The sequence below is a fragment of the Cupriavidus sp. P-10 genome, assembly GCF_003402535.2.
Taxonomy (GTDB): domain Bacteria; phylum Pseudomonadota; class Gammaproteobacteria; order Burkholderiales; family Burkholderiaceae; genus Cupriavidus.
This window is the reverse complement of record NZ_AP025171.1, coordinates 2,545,860-2,562,802: the sequence shown is the minus strand read 5'-3', so window position 1 is coordinate 2,562,802 and position 16,943 is coordinate 2,545,860. Positions and strand designations below refer to the sequence as shown.

At 69.4% G+C, this 16,943-nt stretch carries 17 protein-coding genes; all 17 read right to left on the bottom strand.

The genetic code is table 11. The annotated features are described in order from the left end of the window. Positions 1-32: 32 nt before the first annotated feature. The 17 genes from CTP10_RS28365 to CTP10_RS28285 all read right to left on the bottom strand — a co-directional run bounded on the left by CTP10_RS28365 (position 33) and on the right by CTP10_RS28285 (position 16,935). A complete protein-coding gene (locus CTP10_RS28365) occupies positions 33-806 on the bottom strand; it encodes an AraC family transcriptional regulator (protein ID WP_116322426.1) in 774 nt (257 codons plus the stop codon). A gap of 92 nt (positions 807-898) precedes the next feature. After that, on the bottom strand, positions 899-1,660 hold the full coding sequence (cobA, locus tag CTP10_RS28360; protein ID WP_116322425.1) for a uroporphyrinogen-III C-methyltransferase: 762 nt from the start codon (positions 1,658-1,660) through the stop codon (positions 899-901). Between the two features lie 33 nt (positions 1,661-1,693). After that, positions 1,694-3,193, bottom strand: a complete 1,500-nt coding sequence (locus CTP10_RS28355; protein WP_116322424.1) for a nitrite reductase — start codon at positions 3,191-3,193, stop codon at positions 1,694-1,696. Next, entirely contained in the window at positions 3,190-4,353 is a 1,164-nt protein-coding gene (gene nirJ / locus CTP10_RS28350) for a heme d1 biosynthesis radical SAM protein NirJ (protein ID WP_116322423.1), read from the bottom strand. The genes CTP10_RS28355 and nirJ overlap by 4 nt, the downstream gene beginning before the upstream one ends. Continuing rightward, positions 4,353-4,868 carry a siroheme decarboxylase subunit beta gene (gene ahbB, locus CTP10_RS28345; RefSeq protein WP_116322475.1) on the bottom strand — a complete coding sequence of 172 codons (516 nt, stop codon included), beginning with the start codon at positions 4,866-4,868 and terminating at the stop codon, positions 4,353-4,355. Before ahbB (CTP10_RS28345) ends, nirJ begins: the two co-directional genes overlap by 1 nt. After that, complete coding sequence (locus tag CTP10_RS28340) at positions 4,868-5,350, bottom strand: AsnC family transcriptional regulator (protein WP_116322474.1); 483 nt, start codon at positions 5,348-5,350, stop codon at positions 4,868-4,870. Before CTP10_RS28340 ends, ahbB (CTP10_RS28345) begins: the two co-directional genes overlap by 1 nt. 2 nt (positions 5,351-5,352) lie before the next feature. After that, complete coding sequence (gene ahbB, locus CTP10_RS28335; RefSeq protein ID WP_116322422.1) at positions 5,353-6,339, bottom strand: siroheme decarboxylase subunit beta; 987 nt, start codon at positions 6,337-6,339, stop codon at positions 5,353-5,355. 8 nt (positions 6,340-6,347) lie between these two features. Continuing rightward, positions 6,348-7,589, bottom strand: a complete 1,242-nt coding sequence (locus CTP10_RS28330) for a cytochrome D1 domain-containing protein (protein WP_271815858.1) — start codon at positions 7,587-7,589, stop codon at positions 6,348-6,350. Then, on the bottom strand, positions 7,517-7,909 hold the full coding sequence (locus tag CTP10_RS28325) for a c-type cytochrome (RefSeq protein ID WP_116322420.1): 393 nt from the start codon (positions 7,907-7,909) through the stop codon (positions 7,517-7,519). The genes CTP10_RS28330 and CTP10_RS28325 overlap by 73 nt, the downstream gene beginning before the upstream one ends. Beyond that, on the bottom strand, positions 7,891-8,232 hold the full coding sequence (locus CTP10_RS28320; RefSeq protein ID WP_116322419.1) for a c-type cytochrome: 342 nt from the start codon (positions 8,230-8,232) through the stop codon (positions 7,891-7,893). Before CTP10_RS28320 ends, CTP10_RS28325 begins: the two co-directional genes overlap by 19 nt. A 71-nt stretch (positions 8,233-8,303) precedes the next feature. Then, positions 8,304-9,989, bottom strand: a complete 1,686-nt coding sequence (locus CTP10_RS28315) for a nitrite reductase (protein ID WP_116322418.1) — start codon at positions 9,987-9,989, stop codon at positions 8,304-8,306. 275 nt (positions 9,990-10,264) lie between these two features. Beyond that, positions 10,265-10,690 (bottom strand): universal stress protein, encoded by a 426-nt coding sequence (locus tag CTP10_RS28310; RefSeq protein WP_116322417.1) that lies wholly within the window; start codon positions 10,688-10,690, stop codon positions 10,265-10,267. Positions 10,691-10,700: 10 nt separating this feature from the next. Beyond that, positions 10,701-11,717, bottom strand: coding sequence for a TerC family protein (locus tag CTP10_RS28305; protein ID WP_116322416.1), 1,017 nt, complete (start codon positions 11,715-11,717; stop codon positions 10,701-10,703). Between the two features lie 75 nt (positions 11,718-11,792). Continuing rightward, the gene (locus CTP10_RS28300; RefSeq protein WP_116322415.1) at positions 11,793-14,678 is read right to left on the bottom strand and encodes an AMP-binding protein; all 2,886 of its coding nucleotides are present in this window, start codon (positions 14,676-14,678) and stop codon (positions 11,793-11,795) included. 204 nt (positions 14,679-14,882) lie between these two features. Continuing rightward, entirely contained in the window at positions 14,883-15,458 is a 576-nt protein-coding gene (gene mobB / locus CTP10_RS28295; protein ID WP_116322414.1) for a molybdopterin-guanine dinucleotide biosynthesis protein B, read from the bottom strand. After that, positions 15,455-16,153 carry a carbonic anhydrase gene (locus CTP10_RS28290; protein WP_116322413.1) on the bottom strand — a complete coding sequence of 233 codons (699 nt, stop codon included), beginning with the start codon at positions 16,151-16,153 and terminating at the stop codon, positions 15,455-15,457. The genes mobB and CTP10_RS28290 overlap by 4 nt, the downstream gene beginning before the upstream one ends. Positions 16,154-16,182: 29 nt before the next feature. Next, positions 16,183-16,935, bottom strand: a complete 753-nt coding sequence (locus tag CTP10_RS28285; RefSeq protein ID WP_116322412.1) for a peptidylprolyl isomerase — start codon at positions 16,933-16,935, stop codon at positions 16,183-16,185. Between the last annotated feature and the right edge of the window lie 8 nt (positions 16,936-16,943).

Here is a 16,943-nt window from a genome sequence, read left to right as displayed (position 1 = left end):
CTGAATGGCAGGTAAGCCCCCGGCCAGTGTGCTCAGCCGGCTGGCGGCACCTCGCGCAGCAGGCGTGCGAGATGGCCACTGCTGGCAAAGCCCAGGCGCTCGCTGACGCGGGACAACGGCAACCCTGCGGCCAGCAGGCTGCGCGCATGCGCCGCGAGCACGCGCCGGCGGACCGCGACCGGGCTGGCGCCGAACTCCAGCTGGCAGGCGCGCTGCAGCTGCCGCGCCGAGACGCCCAGGGTGCAGGCCGCGGCATCGATCGACGGAAGCGCCTGGTCGCGCTCCAGCGCCGCGCTGAAGCATCGCACCAGCCGGAGCGCGAGCGAGGCGGGCTCCTGCGGCAGCGCTAGCAGCGGGCTGGCCATGACCTGGCCGACGATGGCGCGCACCAGCAGTTCCGCGCTGGCAGGCGCAAGGCCGGGCGTCAGCAGCGCTTCGAGCATCGCCAGCGCAGCGCCGTCGAGCCGCAGCGCGCCGTACGGTGCGGGGCCGTGCAGCCTGTCGGGGGCCAGGTAGAGTTCGCCGTGATGCTGGCGGCCGGCTTCCGCCGTGGTGAAATGGCGCGTCGACGCCGGCAGCAGGACGGCGCCGCCGCGTACCAGCGTGGTCGCCACCGGGCCGGGATGCTGCGCGTCGGGCTGGTTTTCCCACACGCTGCGCAGGCGGCCGGCGCGCGTCCACAGCAGCATGCTGCAGTCGTGCGTATGCCATTCGCGCCGGAATCCCGCGTGGCGGCTTTCGTGCAAGGCAAAGCCACGACCGGCGGTCAGGTGCAGCTTGGGGGAGTGATGTGTCAGGGCAGCCACTTTTGGCGATTGCGGGGCGATTGCGGGGCAGGTGGGGCGTGCCAACGATGGTGCCATATCCCGGGCGGGAGGGGGAGCCCCGCCGGCGGGCGCTACTGGGCGGCGGACGACATCGCCATCATCCGCGGCATCGCCTCTGCCACCACGCCTCCCACCAGCACCACCGCCGGGCTGGCCATCCCGGCGGACAATGCTTCGGCCAGCGTTTGCACCGTGCCGGTCCACGAACGCTCTTCCGCGCCGCCGGCATGCATCACGACCGCCGCCGCCATGTCGGCGCGCATGCCGGCCGCCAGCAGCCCGTCGCGGATCGCCGCGAGCCGGCTCATGCCCATGTAGATCACCAGCGTGGTGCCGCCGCGCACCAGCGCGTTCCAGTCGGGCGAACCGTGTTCGCTGGTATGCGCGGTGACGAAGGTCACGCCGTGGCAGTGGGCGCGGTGGGTCAGCGCCACGCCCAGGGCCTGCGCCGCCGCCATGCCGCTGCTGATGCCGTTGACCACTTCCACCGGCACGCCGTGCGCGCGCAGGAAGGCGGCCTCTTCGCCGCCGCGGCCGAACAGCAGCGGATCGCCGCCCTTGACACGCGCCACGGTGCGGCCGGCCAGCGCATGCTGCAGCGTCAGCTGCTGGATGCGCGCCTGCGTGACCGAGCAGCGGCCGCCGCGCTTGCCGACCCACTCGACATGCGTGCCGGGCCGGGCATAGCAGGACATTTCCGGCGAGACCAGGTCATCGACCAGCCATACGTCGGCGGACGCGAGCGCGCGCATCGCGCGCACCGTGACCAGGTCTGGGCTGCCGGGGCCGACGCCGACCAGCCAGACCTTGCCGGGCTTGAGGGGAGAGTTCATGTGTAGGACTCCTGCGCGCGCGGCGGCAGCGCGTCAATGACTGGTGCCAGCCGAACGCGTGGTCTTGTTGAAGACGTTGTACTTGCCGATGGGCTTGTCCATCGGGATGCGCTTCACTTCCTGCAGCGTGGCGGCGTCGTAGACCACGATCGCGCCGTCGCGCTCCATCAGGCTGACCAGCGCATAGCGCCCGTCGCGCGTGAATTCCACATGCGCGGCGGTGCGGCCCGGGCTGGGCGTGACGTTGCCGGCGACCTGGAGGGTCAGCTTGTCGATCACCTGCAGCGTGTCGCGCCGCGGGCTCATCATCGCGTCGGCCCAGGCGTAGCGGCTGTTCTCGTGGCTGCGTAGGAAGAAACCCGGGCCGTTGGTCGGGATGGCGGCGACGGTGTGCCAGTCCTGCATGTCGATTACCGAAATGCGCCCCTGCCCGAGGTCGGGCGACGCCATCACTTCATGGCCGTCCCGTTGCCACGTGATGCCGCTGCCGAGGTGAGGCATGCCGCCAAGCGCCAGCGAGGCCACCTTGCGGCCCTGGTCGAGGTCGATCACCTGCCCGCCCCCGCTGCGCGACGCGCCGAGGATGTGGCGGTAGGGCTGGTCGAAGAAGAAATCGTCGAGCACATCGTCCAGCACGATGGCGCGCGGCGCCAGCGATGCCAGGGGCTTGCCGGCGGCGTCGGCATACGGGATTTCCCAGACCTCGGCAATGTCCTTCAGCGCTGCGATAAAGCTGCGGCGCGGCGCCGCGTCGTAGACCGCAGATACCCGCGAGGCATCGCCACTGCGGCCCTTGACGTCGATCACCCGCGCCAGCGACAGGTCGTCGGCGTGCAGCAGCACCAGCGTGCGTGGCAGCGTATTGCCGGCCAGCACCCAGCGCCCGTCGTCGCTGACGGCAACGTTGCGCGTATTGATGCCGACGCGGATCTCGGCGACGTAGGCCAGGTTCCACAGGTCGTACTTGCTGACCCAGCCGTCGCGGCTGGCCATGTAGACATAGCGGCCGTCGCGGCTGAACTTGGGGCCGCCGTGCAGGGCGAAGCGCGTGGCAAAGCGATGGATCGGTGCCAGCCGGTCGCCGTCGAGCACGGTCATGTGATGGCTGCCCGCCTCGACGACCACGAACAGGTTCTGCGGATCGGCGCTGAAGACGGGACGCGCGGGCAGCGTGCCGGGCGCGTGCGTGACGACGTGGCTGGCGCGGATCGCGTCGGTGCTCCACTGCGGCGCGGCGGCGGGCGCCGTGCGCAGCCAGCGCGCCAGCGCCTGCAATTCCCGGGCGGCCAGCGTGGCGCCGAAGGCCGGCATCTGCGTCGCGGCGCGGCCGTCGCGCAGCACGGTGTCGAGTTCGCTGGCGCGCAGGCGCTCCAGGCTTTCCGGCAGCAGCGCGGGGCCCATGGCGCCGAGGCGGTCGGCGCCATGGCAGGCGGCGCAGTGCTGGCCATAGAGCGCGGCGGGATCGAGCGCGAACGCGGATTGCATCCCGCCAACCAGAGCCAGGGACAGGAGCCATCGGGCAATGCGCGTCATGCCGCCACCTCCGAGCCGGGCGCGGCGGCGATCTCGGTATCGCTGAGGTAGCAGCCCGGATCCTCCGCCCACGCGTTGCCGGTCAGCGTGAATGCGCGCACGCGCGTGTTGCCGTTGCAGATGGCACGGTGCGCGCAGACAGCGCAGCGTCCCTGCAGCGGGCGCGGCCGGCTGGCCAGTCCCGCCATCAGCGGGTCGGTGCGGCTCGCCCAGATCTCTCCGAAGGGCCGTTCGCGCACGTTGCCCAGCGTGACGTGCCACCACATCGTGTCGGGATGTACGTTGCCGAGATTGTCGATATTGGCGACGCCCACGCCGGTGGCGTTGCCGCCCCACTGTTCCAGCCGCCGGCGCATGTCGGCGACGCGGTGCGGGAAGCGCTGCGCGATCCAGTACAGCAGGTAGACCCCGTCGGCATCGTTGTTGCCGGTGACGAAGTCACCGGCATGGCCCGCGCAAGCGCGCTGCCAGACATGGTCGAACAGCCAGTCCAGCGCGGCGCGCGTGCGCGCATGCCGGGCATCCTCGGCGCGATGGCTGCGCGCGCGGCCGGCGTAGTTGAAGTGGGACAGGTAGAACTTGTCGATGCCTTCGCGTTCGGCCAGCGCGACGAGGTCGGGCAACTGCGCGGCGTTGGCTTCGGTCAGCGTCATGCGCACGCCGACGCGCAGGCCGACGGCGCGCGCGACCCGCAATCCCGCCAGTGCCTGCGAGAAGGCACCGTTGCTGCGGCGGAAGCGGTCGTGCGTGGCGGGCAGCCCATCCAGGCTGACGCCGACATAGTCAAAGCCTGCCGCGGCCAGCCGCGCAGCGTGACCGGCATCGAGCAGCGTGCCGTTCGACGACAGCGACAAATGGAAGCCAAGCGCGCGCGCATGCGCGGCAATGTCATACAGGTCCGGCCGCAGCAGTGGCTCGCCGCCAGACAGGATCAGCGCCGGCACGCGCGCGTCATGCAACTGCGGCAGCACGCGCAGCGCCTCGTTGGTATCCAGTTCGCCCTTGAAGTCGGTATCGGCCGAAGTGGCATAGCAATGGCGGCAATTGAGGTTGCAGCGGCGGATCAGGTTCCAGATCACGACCGGGCCGGCGGCCTTGCGGGCGGGCGGCACCGGCCCGGCGTCGCGCAGGGCTTCCATGAAACGGGACAGGCGGAACATCAGCGTGGCTCCTGTGGGGCAGGTCCGGCCGGCGGCAGGCGCAGGCCGGTTTTCTTCAGGATGCGGGTGGACCACAGCACGTCATGCGCGCGGCAGGCGTCGCCCAGCAGTGCCGTGATGCGTTCGATCTGCGGCGCCGCGTCGGCGCGGGCACGCGCGTGGACCATCGCGAACAGGTTGTAAGGCCAGTGCGGCAGCCGGCGCGGGCGCAGGTAGCAGTGGCTGACAAAGGGCAGCGCACCGACAAGTTCGCCGAGCGCATCGACGCAGGCATCGTCCACATCCCACACGGTCATGCCGTTGGCGCGCCAGCCCAGCCGGTAGTGGTTGGGCACCGCGCCGATGCGGCGCAGCGTGCCGCGCGCATGCATTGCCGCCAGCCGGGCGATGACTTCGGCTTCGTCGAGTCCCAGCGTGGCGGCGACGGCCGCGAACGGCGCCGGCTCCAGCGGCAGGCCCGCCTGGGTGGCGCGGATCAAGGCTAGGTCGATGGCATCGTGGGCGTCGGCGGACATCATGCGGGAAGGTAGAGGTTGACGAAGAACTCGCGTTCCTTGGGAAACGGCAGGATCTCGACGCCAGCCGCGGCGGCGATGCGATCGAGCGCCGGGGCCACGTCTTCGGCCCGCGCGACCGCCAGCACGAACCACAGGTTCAGGTGGTGGGTGCGCTGGTAGTGGTGCGCGACCTCCGGAAAGGCGTTGATCGCGCCGGCCACGGCGGCGAGCTGTTGTGCCGGCGCGTGGCAGGCGCACAGCACGAAGCGGCCGCCCGCGCGCTCGATCTGGTAGAGCGGGCCGAAGCGTGTCAGCACGCCGCGGTCGAGCAGCCGGCGCAGCCGCGCCAGCAGTTCGTCTTCCTCGATGCCGAGCGCGGCGGCAGCCTCGGCATACGGCCGCGGCACCAGCGGCAGGCCACGCTGCAGCGCGTTGACGATGCGGCGGTCGGTGGCGTCGATGGTGTCGGGAAGCACGGCGCAGGAGGCATCGGCGGCCATGCTCATGCCGCCTCCTGCGTGGCGTAGCGCGTGCCGCGCTGCTTGTAGCAACGGGTGCCGACCAGCACCGCGCCGGGTGTCTGGTCCAGCCCGGCGGTGGCGCGGATGTGGTCGAGCGCCGGCCGCAGGTCGTGCGCATCGCGGGCATGGATCATCGCGAACAGGTTGAAGGGCCAGGCCGGCAGGCGCCGCTCGCGCCGGTAGCACAGCGTCACGCGCGGCTGGCGTGCCAGGCGCAGGCCGATCGCGTCGACACGGGCGTCCGGCACGTCCCACACGCACATGGCGTTGTGCCCATAGCCGAAGCGCCCATGGCGCAGCACCACGCCCAGCCGCCGGATGACGCCCAGTGCCGACCATTGTGCAATCCGCTCCAGCACCCGCGGCAGCGGCAGCCGCGTGCGCGACGCCAGTTCCTGGAACGGGCGCGGCGTCAGCGGCAGGCCCGCCTCCAGCGCCGCCACCAGGCGCCAGTCATCCGCATCCAGCGAGATCGGCGGCACGGGTGCGGCGGTCCGGCGCCGGGCCGGCGTGCCGCGCTTGCCGGTACCGAGCGCAAAGCCCAGGTCGATGTGGTACTCGCGCGCCATCGGCAGATCCAGCGGCACTTGCCCGGCCATGTCGGCAATGGCGGCCAGCGTGCCATCCAGCGTGCCGCGCTCGCGCGCACCCGCGACGAACCACAGGTTGTAGGCGTGGCCGCTGCGTGCGTAGTTGTGGCTGACCGACGCGCAGGTGCTGATGCGCGCGGCGACGCGATCCAGGTGCCCCGTCGGCACGCTCAGCGCGGCCAGCGTGCTGACGCCGATCACGTTGGGCGCGAACACGGCGCCGACGCGGCTGATCCGGCCCGCTCCCAGGTCGCGCGCCAGCAGCGACAGCAGTGTGTGCTCGCACAGGCCCAGTCCTTCCGCGAGCGCCTGGTAGGGGCGGGGCTGCAGCGGGAAGTCGCGCTGCAGCGTGTCGTACAGGGTGCGTTCGTCTAGCATGCTGCCCCTTACATGCCAAAGCGCTGTGCCCGCGCGGTGAAGAAGATGCCGCTGGGGTTGTCGGCAGGCAGCGTGGCGATGCGCGCCAGCGTGGCGGTGTCGTAGACCTCGACGCGATTGTCGTCGCGGCAGGACAGCCACAGTGCCTCTCCCTTGGGCGTGAATTCCATGTGCAGCACGCCGCGGCACGGGCGCAGCGTGCGCACCACCTCGCGTGTGGCGGTGTCGATGACCTGCACGGCGTCGTTGTGGGGGAAGGCGAAGTTGACCCAGACCTGCCGGCCGTCCGGGCGTGCCATGACAAAGACCGGCTGGCCGGCCAGCGCCACGCGCGCGGTCTGCTGCCAGCCGCGCGCCGGGTCGGCGACCAGCACTTCGTGGCGGCCGATGGCCGGCAGCCATGCCTGGCCCTGCGCCATCGCCCAGCCGCGCAGGTGCGGCATCTTGTAGACCGGCAGCGGCTGGCCGCCGCGGCCGTAGCCAGCGAGGATGCGGCGTGCCTGCGGCGGCGCCTGCCACAGGTCGACCAGCGCCAGGCCGTCCTCGCCGAACAGCCCGGCCAGATACCAGCGGCCGTCGGGCGTGACCAGGCCGTCGTAGGGCTCGCGCCCGGCCGGCAGGCGCGCCACTTGCGGCTGGCGCGGATCGGCGGCATCGATGATCCAGATCTCGCCGGACTCGAACAGGCTGGCGGCGAAGCGCCGGCCCGGCAGGTCGGCCAGGCCCACCACCTTGGCGCGGCGCCCGTCCTGGCCGATGGCTGGCAGGTCCGCCAGCGGCTCGAGCGTCTGGGCATCGAACAGCCGGATCCCGCCAGGCGCGTAGTTCTGCGCGGCCACCACGCGGCCATCCTGCGAGATCGCGCCGCCGATGCTGTTACCGGCCTGCAGGATGCGGTGCGTGATGCGCGCGTCCAGCAGGTCTACGCGCGTCAACCCGCCATCGCGGCCGAACACGTAGGCGTAGCGCGCATCGCGCGAGAACACCACGCTGGCGTGCGACAGGTCGCCCAGCCCGTCGACCGTGGCCAGCCGCGTCATGCCGGTGGTTTCCACGATCTGCAGCCGGCCGGCGGCACGTTCCACCACCACGCCGAGATCGCCGGTGCCGCGCACCGCGCCGGCGCAGCCGGCCAACAGTGCCGCGGCGCAGCCGAGCGCGGCGGCCAGGCCGCGCATCAGCGTGCCGGCGCCGCGTTGGTTGGCATGACGGCCGGCGGGTCGCCGGCCCGGAGTCGTTCGATCAGCCATTGGGCTTCATCCTGCGTCATGAAGGGTTGCCAGGGCGGCATGGCGGTGCCGGGCCGCCCGTACAGCACGGTGGCCACCAGGCTTTCCGGCGGCTTGTCCGCCAGCGCCTCGTGCGTCAGCGGCGGACCCAGCCCGCCGCGCAGCGTCATGCCGTGGCAGGCGCCGCAGTCATCGCGCAGCCAGTGCGCCAGTTGCGCCTGCCGAACGGGAGGGGGCGCTGACTGCGCTGGCGCAGTGGCCGGCGCGGCCAGCAGCGTCGCGGCGAGTACGTTCACCGTGGCGCCACGCCATGCCCGGGTAATCAGAGCGAGAGGATCCATTTGGCCAGCGTATTGGCCTCGGCCTCGCTGACGGCGTTGGCCGGCATCGGCATCGCGCCCCACTGGCCATTGCTGCCCTTGAGGATCGACTGGACCATATGCGGTTGCCCGTCCTTCTTGCCCGCGTATTTGGCCTTGATGTCCTTGAAGGCCGGTCCGATCACCTTCTTGTCGACGCCGTGGCAGGACAGGCAGGCCTTGCTGGATGCAAGCTGCTGGTTCGCGTGGGCCACGCCGGGCATGGCGGCACCGAACGACAGGACACAGGCGGCGGCTGCGAGCAGCGCGGGCAGGCGAGCAGGCAGTTGGACGGGGTGCTTCATCTTGATTTCTCCGTTTGGGGGGAATGGAACCGGGCACCGCAACCGACAGAGCGGTGCGGTGCCGCGGGTTGTTAGTAGACGTCGTGTTGTGTGTTGTAGGCGTTGAACTTGCCGGTTGGCGTGATCAGGCGCTTGTCCTTGATCACGGTCTTGAGCGTGCGGGTCTTGTCATCGACCACCACCAGTGCGGACTCGCCGTCCTTGGTGCCCCAGACCGAGAACCAGACCTCGTCGCCGGCCTGGTTGTATTCGGCCTGCACCACGCGCTTGGCGCCGGCTCCTTTCAGGCCGGCCCAATCGGCGATCGGCAGCACCTTGAAGCCGTCTTCCAGGTTGCGCGTATCGAACACCGCCACTGACTGGTTCAGCTTGGCATCGGGATTGAGCGGTGTATCGACCCACAGGTTCGAGGACTTGGGATGCGTCTTGATGAACAGCGAGCCGCCGCCCTGGCCCTTGAGCGTCTGCACCACCTTCCAGGCCTGCGCCGCATGGCCGGCGGGATCGGTGCCGATCAGGCTGATGGTTTCGTCGCCGAGGTGGCTGGTGGCCCAGACCGGGCCGAACTTCGGATGCGTGAAGTTGGCGCCGCGCCCCGGGTGCGGGGTCTTGCCCACCTCGATCAGCGCGGCGAGCTTGTCTTCCTTGGTGTCGACCACGGCGATCTTGTCGGACGCATTGGCCGCGACCAGGAAGTAGCGCCCGGTGGAATCGAAGCCGCCATCATGCAGGAACTTGGCCGAATCGATGGTGGTGGTCTTCAGGTTGGACAGGTCCGAGTAGTTGACCATCAGGATCTTGCCGGTCTCCTTGGCGTTGATCACAAACTCGGGGTGGTAGTGGCTGGCGACGATCGAGGCGACGCGCGGCTCGGGGTGGTACTCGTTGTCAACGGTCATGCCGCGCGTGGACACCACCTTCAGCGGCTTGAGCGTATCGCCTTCCATGATCACGTACTGCGGCGGCCAGTACGAGCCCGCCACCGCGTACTTGTCTTCATAGCCCTTGTACTTGGAGGTTTCGACCGAGCGCGCCTCCATGCCGATCTTGACCTCGGCGACGATGTCGGGCTTGGGCAGCCACAGGTCGATCAGGTCCAGCCGCGCATCGCGCCCGATCACGTACAGGTAGCGGCCCGATGCCGACATGCGCGAGATATGCACCGCATAGCCGGTCTTGACGATGCTGATGATCTGCTTGCTGTCGCCGTCGATCAGCGCGACCTCGCCGGCATCGCGCAGCGTGACCGAGAAGAGATTGTCCAGGTTGTACTGGTTCATCTTCTTCGACGGCCGTTGCGCGACGGGCAGGATGTCCTTGCGGCTTTTCTCGATGTCAGCCAGTGAAAATTCCGGCGGCGTCGGCGGATCGAGCTGTATATAACGGGCCATCAGGTCGACTTCCTTGTCGGAGAGGTCACCGGATGTGCCCCAGTTCGGCATGCCGGCCGGGCTGCCGTACTTGATGAAGGTCTTCAGGTATTCCGAGCCGCGCGCGCGTGTGATGTCTGGCGTCAGCGGCTTGCCGGTCGCGCCCTTGCGCAGCACGCCGTGGCAGCCGGCGCAGCGCTCGAAGTAGATCTGCCTGGCGTGATCGAACTCGGCCGTGGTCAGCGTGGGGATCGTCGCCTTTTGCTCTGCCTTGGTTTCAGGCTTCTGTGCGGCCTTGGCGGGGTTGGTGGCTGCCTGGGGAAGTCCCAGCCAGAGTGAGAGCGGCAGTGCCGCGAATGCGGGGTAAAGCCATCTTCTTGCTTTCATGGTGCCGTGGTTCAGCGGGTTGTGGAAAGCTGTTGTCGCGGTGCTTGTGGGGCGCGAACTGGCACCAGGCGCTTGCAGTGATGATGCGGACACACTGCGAGTAGGGGATTGACTGGCATCAAACCGGGATGGATGACACGCAACGGTTTGTGCGCGGAGCCGAAGATGGTTGCGTGCGTGCCGCGCAGGCGCATGCATGCACGGGGCGCTGCGCTATCCCGCGGGATAGCGCAGCGCCCTCACGGCATGGCGTGGAGAAGTGGACCGACGCGCTGCTAATCCTTGATCAACAGCACCGGGCAGTGCGCATGGGCAAGGACCCGCCTGGCTACCGATCCGACGATGGCATCGAGAAAGCCGCCGCGGCCATGCGAGCCCATCACGATCAGGCTGGCCCCTATCTGGCTTGCATACTCGACGATGCGGGTCGGCGCAAAGCCTGTGAAGCCATGGCGCTCGAACGGGATCCCGGCTTCGCCGAGGATGGTGGCCACCGAGCCCATCGCCTTCTCGTTCTGCTCGCGATGCCAGTCGTCGAGCGTGCCGCGGTCGATGAAGGACTTGATGTCGCCCGGCACATCCGGTTCGCAATGCACTACGTGCACGACGAAGTCGCGGGTCAGCAACGGGCTTTGCGCGAGGTAGCGCGCAGCCGCGTCGCTATAGGACGACCCGTCGGTCGCCAGCAGGATCTTGTTCATGGCTTGCTCCTCATGTGCGCCGGTTACCGGCACCGCGTTCGCGCGGTGCGCCGCTGCGGCCCGGCTGATCGCCCGCTGCGGCGGCTCGCCTGGTCCTGGCCTGGCTGAGCAGGACGGAGACGAACAGCGTCATCGCGACCGCGCCCAGGGACCAGTGCACCGGTATATGGAACCACGGCTCGACCAGCATCTTGGCGCCGATGAAAGCGAGCACGATGGCGAGGCCGTACTTCAGGTACTGGAAATGCGCCGCCAGGTTGGCCAGCAGGAAATACAGGGCTCGCAGCCCCATGATCGCGAAGATGTTCGAGGTGAATACGATGAAGGGATCCGTGGTCACGGCAAAGATCGCCGGGATGCTGTCGACGGCGAACACCAGGTCGGTCGCTTCCACCATCAGCACTACCACGAACATCGGGGTCGCATAGCGCAGGCCGTCGATGCGCACGAAGAAGCGTTCGCCGTGATAGTCCGAGGTGATCCGCATGTGGGCGCAGAGGAAGCGGACGATGGGATTGCGCGAGAGGTCGGGGGCATGCCGGGACATGAACAGCATCCTGATGCCAGTGATGACGAGGAACACGCCGAACACGTAGAGGATCCAGGCGAACTGGCTGATCAGCCACACTCCCACCAGGATCATGGCGGCGCGCATCAGGATTGCGCCGAGTACGCCGAGCAGCAGCACCCTGCGCTGCAGCTCCGGCGGCACGGCGAAGTAGCTGAAGATCATCGCGAACACGAACATGTTGTCGACCGACAGCGACAGCTCGATCAGGTAGCCGGTGTAGAACTCCAGCACCTTGCGAGAGGCTGTATCCCGGCCGGCGTCCTCGGCCACCACATACCAGAGTGCCAGCCCAAAAAGCGCGGCCAGGGTCATCCAGACGAGGGTCCACCCCAGCGCCTCGCGCGTGGAGACGCGGTGCGCATGCCGCCCGCCGAGGACGAAGATATCCACGAGCAGCGTGCCCAGCACCAGGATGAAGAATCCGGCCCACATCGGGGCGGTTGCAAAGGTGTCCATTGCCTTATGGGGTAACTGCAGGGGTAACTGCCGGTGCAACTGCCGGAGGCCGGCGCCCGGTCCGGCCAACCGGGATCATGGCAGCTGCCGCGCGAGGTGGGGCCGCGCAGGCTGGGCCTTCACGCGCAGTGCATCGGGTTCGCCGCAGTAGTGCAGGATCTCGGCGCGGGCCGCGTTGCGCAGCCGCATTGCCGCCGGCCAGTCCTGCCCGTCAGGCGGCACGGGCCGGCCGATGACGACGCTGATCGGGCCGCGGCGCGGCAGCCACTGGCCGTCTCGCAGTACCGAGCGGGTGCCCCGCAGCGCAATGGGAACCACCGGCGCGCCGGCACGGGCGGCGGCGAGGAAGGCGCCCGAGCGGAAACGTTGCAGCCCCGGCTCGCGGCCAAAGGTGCCTTCCGGGAACAGCAGGGCGGATCGTCCGTCACGCACCGCCGCGACCAGGCGCGCGATGGCCTCGGATTCGCGCACGTTGTCGAAGCGGTCGATGAAGTCGGCGCCGATGCTGGACAGGTAGGCGCCCGGAATGCGTTGCGCTTGCAGTTCGCGTTTGGCCACTACGCACACCGGCATGGGCAGTGCGGCGATCAGCACGATGCCGTCCAGGTAGCTGGCATGGTTCGATACCAGCACGCAGGCGCGGTTGCGCGGCAGCTGCTCCAGCCCCTGCACGAACCATGGCACCGCGGCCAGCCGCAGCAGCAGCCGGGCGGCATGGTGGCTGAGCGCCCAGCCCATGGCGGGCCGGTGCATCGCCACCGAGGCCAGGCACGTCACCGGCGCCATCGCGGCGAACAACAGCCAGGTGTACAACGAATAGGACAGCCCGGCGGCGGCATGCCGGCCGCGCCGCAGCTGCGGCAGCAGCGCCTGCCAGCCGAAACGCGCAATCTGCAGCCAGGGGGCGGCATCGCCGAGGCCGGTGCCGCCATGCTCGAACCGCTCGCGGCAAGCGGCGCGCCGGATCTTGCCGCTCGACGTCTTCAGGATGGTGTGCGGCGGCACCAGCACGACATGGTCGGGCGGCATGCCGAGTACATCGAGCGCGGTTTTCAGCGCCTGCTGTTGCAGCGCGCGGCGCGCCGGTTCCTCGGTTGCGGCGGTTTCCGCCATTACCACGATGCGCTCGGTGCCGCTGTCCGGATCGGGACTGCCGAACACCGCGACACACCCTTTGCGGATGCCGGGTATGGCGCCGATGGCCTGCTCCACTTCGTAGGGATAGAGATTGCGGCCGCCGCGGACGATGGTCTCCTTGGCGCGTCCGGTGATAAAGAGCTCGCCGTCGGCGATATAGGCGTAGTCGCCGGTGTTGAGCCAGCCGCCGTCGAAGAGCTGGCGCGTTTGTGCCGGGTTGCGGAAATAGCCAGTGGTGGCCGACGGCCCGCGGAACTGCAGCAGGCCTTCCTGCCGCTCGGGCAGCTCGCGGCCGCTGACGTCTACGATGCGGATTTCGTGTCCGGGGAGGGGCCGGCCGCACGAGGGGATTTCCATCTGGTCCCGTTCGCCTGCCGACCGGCCTGCGTTCCCATCGGCGGGAACGGCCCGCGATGTGCGTACGAATGCGGCGCGGTCGATGCGGTCGGCGGTAAGACTCTGCCCGGGCGTCGGGAACGTCAGGCCCACCGATGCTTCCGCCAGCCCGTAGACCGGGGCTGCGGCTTGCGCGCGCAGTCCGTGGCGGGCGAAGCGCGCCGTGAATTTGCGCATGGTCTGCAGGCTGACCGGCTCGGCGCCGTTGAACGCGAAGCGCCAGCTCGACAGGTCCAGCCCCGACAGGTCCGCCTGCGCGAGCCTGTGCAGGCACAGCTCATAGGCGAAATTGGGCCCTCCGGAAAGCGTGCCACGATATTTGTGTATCGCCCAAAGCCAGCGCTCGGGCCGAGCCAGGAACGTGAGCGGCGACATCACCACCAGCGGGAAAGCGTAGTACAGGCTGCCCAGCCAGGCGCCGATCAGGCCCATGTCGTGATACAGCGGCAGCCAGCTGACAAAGACGTCGCGCGAGTCGACCGACAGCGCCTTGCCCATGGCGCGCAGGTTGGCCAGCAGGTTGGCATGCGTCAGCACCACGCCCTTGGGCGATCCGGTGCTGCCGGAGGTGTACTGGAGCAGCGCGATGTCGTGCGCGCGCAGCATCGCCTGGACCGGCGCCGCGGTGGTGTCCTCCACCTCTTGCGGCGTCAGCACGCTTTGCAGCGTGCCGGTGCTGGCCTTGAGCAGCGCGGCCAGCGGCCGGGCCTCGGCCACCGTGACAAGGATCGGCGCCTGCGCGTTGGCGAGGATGCCGGCGTGGCGCTGCAAGTGGTCGCCAATCTGCGCCAGCCGCGCGGGCGGGTAGAGCGGCACGGGGATCCCGCCTGCCAGCAGGATGCCGGTAAAGCAGTAGAAGTACTCCGCGCCGGTTGGCAGCATCAGCGCCACGGTCGTACCGGCGCGCACACCGCGCGCGGCCAGGCCCGCGGCAACGGCGCAGGCGTGCCGGTGCAGTTGCGCAAAGGTGATCGGCGTATCTTCGCCGTCGCCGCCGTGCAGGATGATGTGGGTACGTTCCGGGTGGCGGTGCAGGTGCCAGCGCAGCACGTCGGTGACGGTGGCGGCGCCCTCGGGCGCCTGCGCTGCCTCGTCCGCGGGTGCCGGACGGGCCAGCCGAGCCGGCGCATCAGCGGCGCCGGGGGGCAAGTCCCTGGCGGCGAGCACGGCACGCAGCAGCGCGCGTGGCGTGTCGGCCTGGGCCAGTACCTGCTCCGGCAGGCTTACGTTGAAACGCTGCTCGATACGGGCCAGCAGCTCGGCGCGCGTCAGGCTGTCGAATCCCAGTTCGGCTTCGAGCGCGCTGTCCAGCGAGGGCGAGGCCGCTGCGCCGGATTCCGTCTGCGGCCGCATGGCGGTAGACATCTCCCCCACGATGCCGAGCAAGGCATCCTCGTAGTTCTGCCGCGGGGGCGAGTCCTCGTTCATTCGCTTAGTGCTGTGTCCGGGCAAGACGGCGACCGCCGCCTCTCGCACATGCGCAAGGCGGCAGCACCGACGGCGACGGTACTGACACCCTTAAGATAGGCGGCGTGCGGAAATTGTCGAGGCGGGTGGCGAGGCGGGCACAAGCGGGGGTGTTCCGGTGACACACAGACGCACGATTGCGCACATGCCGCCGGGAGGCTGCGGTCAGGCGGCGACCATGCCCGTCGACTTCGGGAAGGCGACTGCCCCCTGGCTTAGCGGATCCCGTAGCGGATCCAGATGGTTCTGGCTCCGCATGGCAATAATGAACCGCCCGACCTGCGTGGCATCGCCCAGCGGCAGGCATGGCAGCAAAGTGTCGAGCCGCGCATCGGTGGCCACTGCGACGATCGAAGGATCGCAGGGGTAGTACGGCGCACGCCCATGCGCTGGCCGATACACCTCGATGCGCGGAATATCCTCCTGGCGGAAGCCTTCGACCAGCGTGAGGTCCGCGGGCCGCAGCCGCGCCACCTGTTCGGCGAGCGTCGGCTCCGCTTCGTCGGCCAGCTCGCGCACGATGGCGTAGCGATAGGGCGAGGCCACCATCACCTCGGTTGCACCGGCCGCGCGAAAGCGCGCGCTGTCCTTGCCGGGAGGCTCGAGTTCCAGCGGATGGTGGCTGTGCTTGATCACGTTGACGGTCAGGCCTTGCGCGCGAAACCAGGGCAGCAGTGCGGTAATCAGCGTGGTCTTGCCGCTGCCCGAGGTGCCGGCGATGCCAAAGATAAAGGGATTCATGGTGTGACGGATTCAGGTTGTGCGGGCAACGGGCATACCAGCGGCAGGAAGGCATCGGCGCGCTGCGAGTAGGCCAGCAGCGCACCGGCCTGCAGGTCGAAATACCAGCCGTGCAGCGTCAGCTTTCCTGCTGCCAGCGCGCGCCGCACGAACGGGAAGGTCTGCAGGTTGCGCAGCGATACCAGGATCGCCGCCTGTTCGCAGGCGCGCTGGCGCTGCGCCGGGCTGGCGTCGGCAAGCGTTTGCTCCACCTGCCGGCGCGCGGGCGCGGCGATGCGCACCCAGGCACCCAGGTAGTCGGCTTCTTCGCCCTTATCGGGGGGATGGTCGCCGGCATCGGCCGGCTGTGCCAGCAACGCGCGGATGCCGCCGCAGCCGCCATGGCCCATCACGATGATGCGGTCGACGTGCAGCTGCTCGACGGCAAACTGGATCGCCGCGGACACGCCGTGCAGGCTACCTTCATGACGCCCGGTGCAGGGCGGCACCAGGTTGCCGATATTGCGCACGGTAAAGAGATCGCCCGGGTCGCAACCCAGCAGCAGGGCCGGGTCCACGCGCGAGTCGCAGCAGCCGATCAGCAGCGTGGGCGGTTGCTGCCCGGTACGCAGCGCGTCGAACAGGCTTGGCGCGTCGTCGAAATAGCGTTGCTGGAACCGCTCGAAGCCCTTCAGTAGATGTTCGATCTGATGCATGGCGGTTTCCGTTGGTCAGGGTGGCGGCGCTACTGCACCAGCGGGCTGTCGGCGCCTTCCAGTTCGATGCCTTCGATGCGGGCGCGGCCGATCAGCAGGCTGGCGTACTGCTTCCAGGCGCGGTCGCGCGCCGCCGTGGCCAGCGCACCGGCGATGTCGCCGCGCACGGCGTCGAAGGGCAGGCGGGTGCCGGTGCAGCGCTCCAGGACGCGCACGATATGCAGCCCGAAGCGGGTCTCGACCAGCTGCGGCAGCACGCCGTCATGCTGCGCGGCAAACAGCGCGCGCTCGAACTCCGGCGCGGTTTCGCCGCGGAATACGCGGCCCAGGCGGCCGCCGTTGTTGCCGCTCGGGCAGTTCGACAGCGCGCGGGCATGCTGTGCGAAGCTCGACGGATCGCCGCGCACCAGTGCCAGCGTCTGCGCGGCGATCTCCCGCAGCGCGTCCAGCGGCACGCGCGGCGTCACCTGGAACAGGATGTGGTCGGCCTCGACCCACTCGCCGTCGCGGAAGCGTTCCGGGCGGCTGTCGTAGTGGCGGCGGCAGCTGGCTTCGTCCGGCTCGGGGATGCCGGCCTCTTGCTCCAGCAGCGCCATGGCGAGCGCGTCGTCGTCCTGGCCGGGCACGCTCAGGCCGATGCGGCCGGCCTCTTCGCGTACCAGCAGTCGCAGGATGGCAGAGATCGTCGCCATCCTGGCGGGATTGGCCGCGTCGTGATGATGGTCAAGCTCGCGTTCGATATCGGCGTCGCGCAGTTCTACGCCGTTGACGGTGACAGGCATGTCGTTCT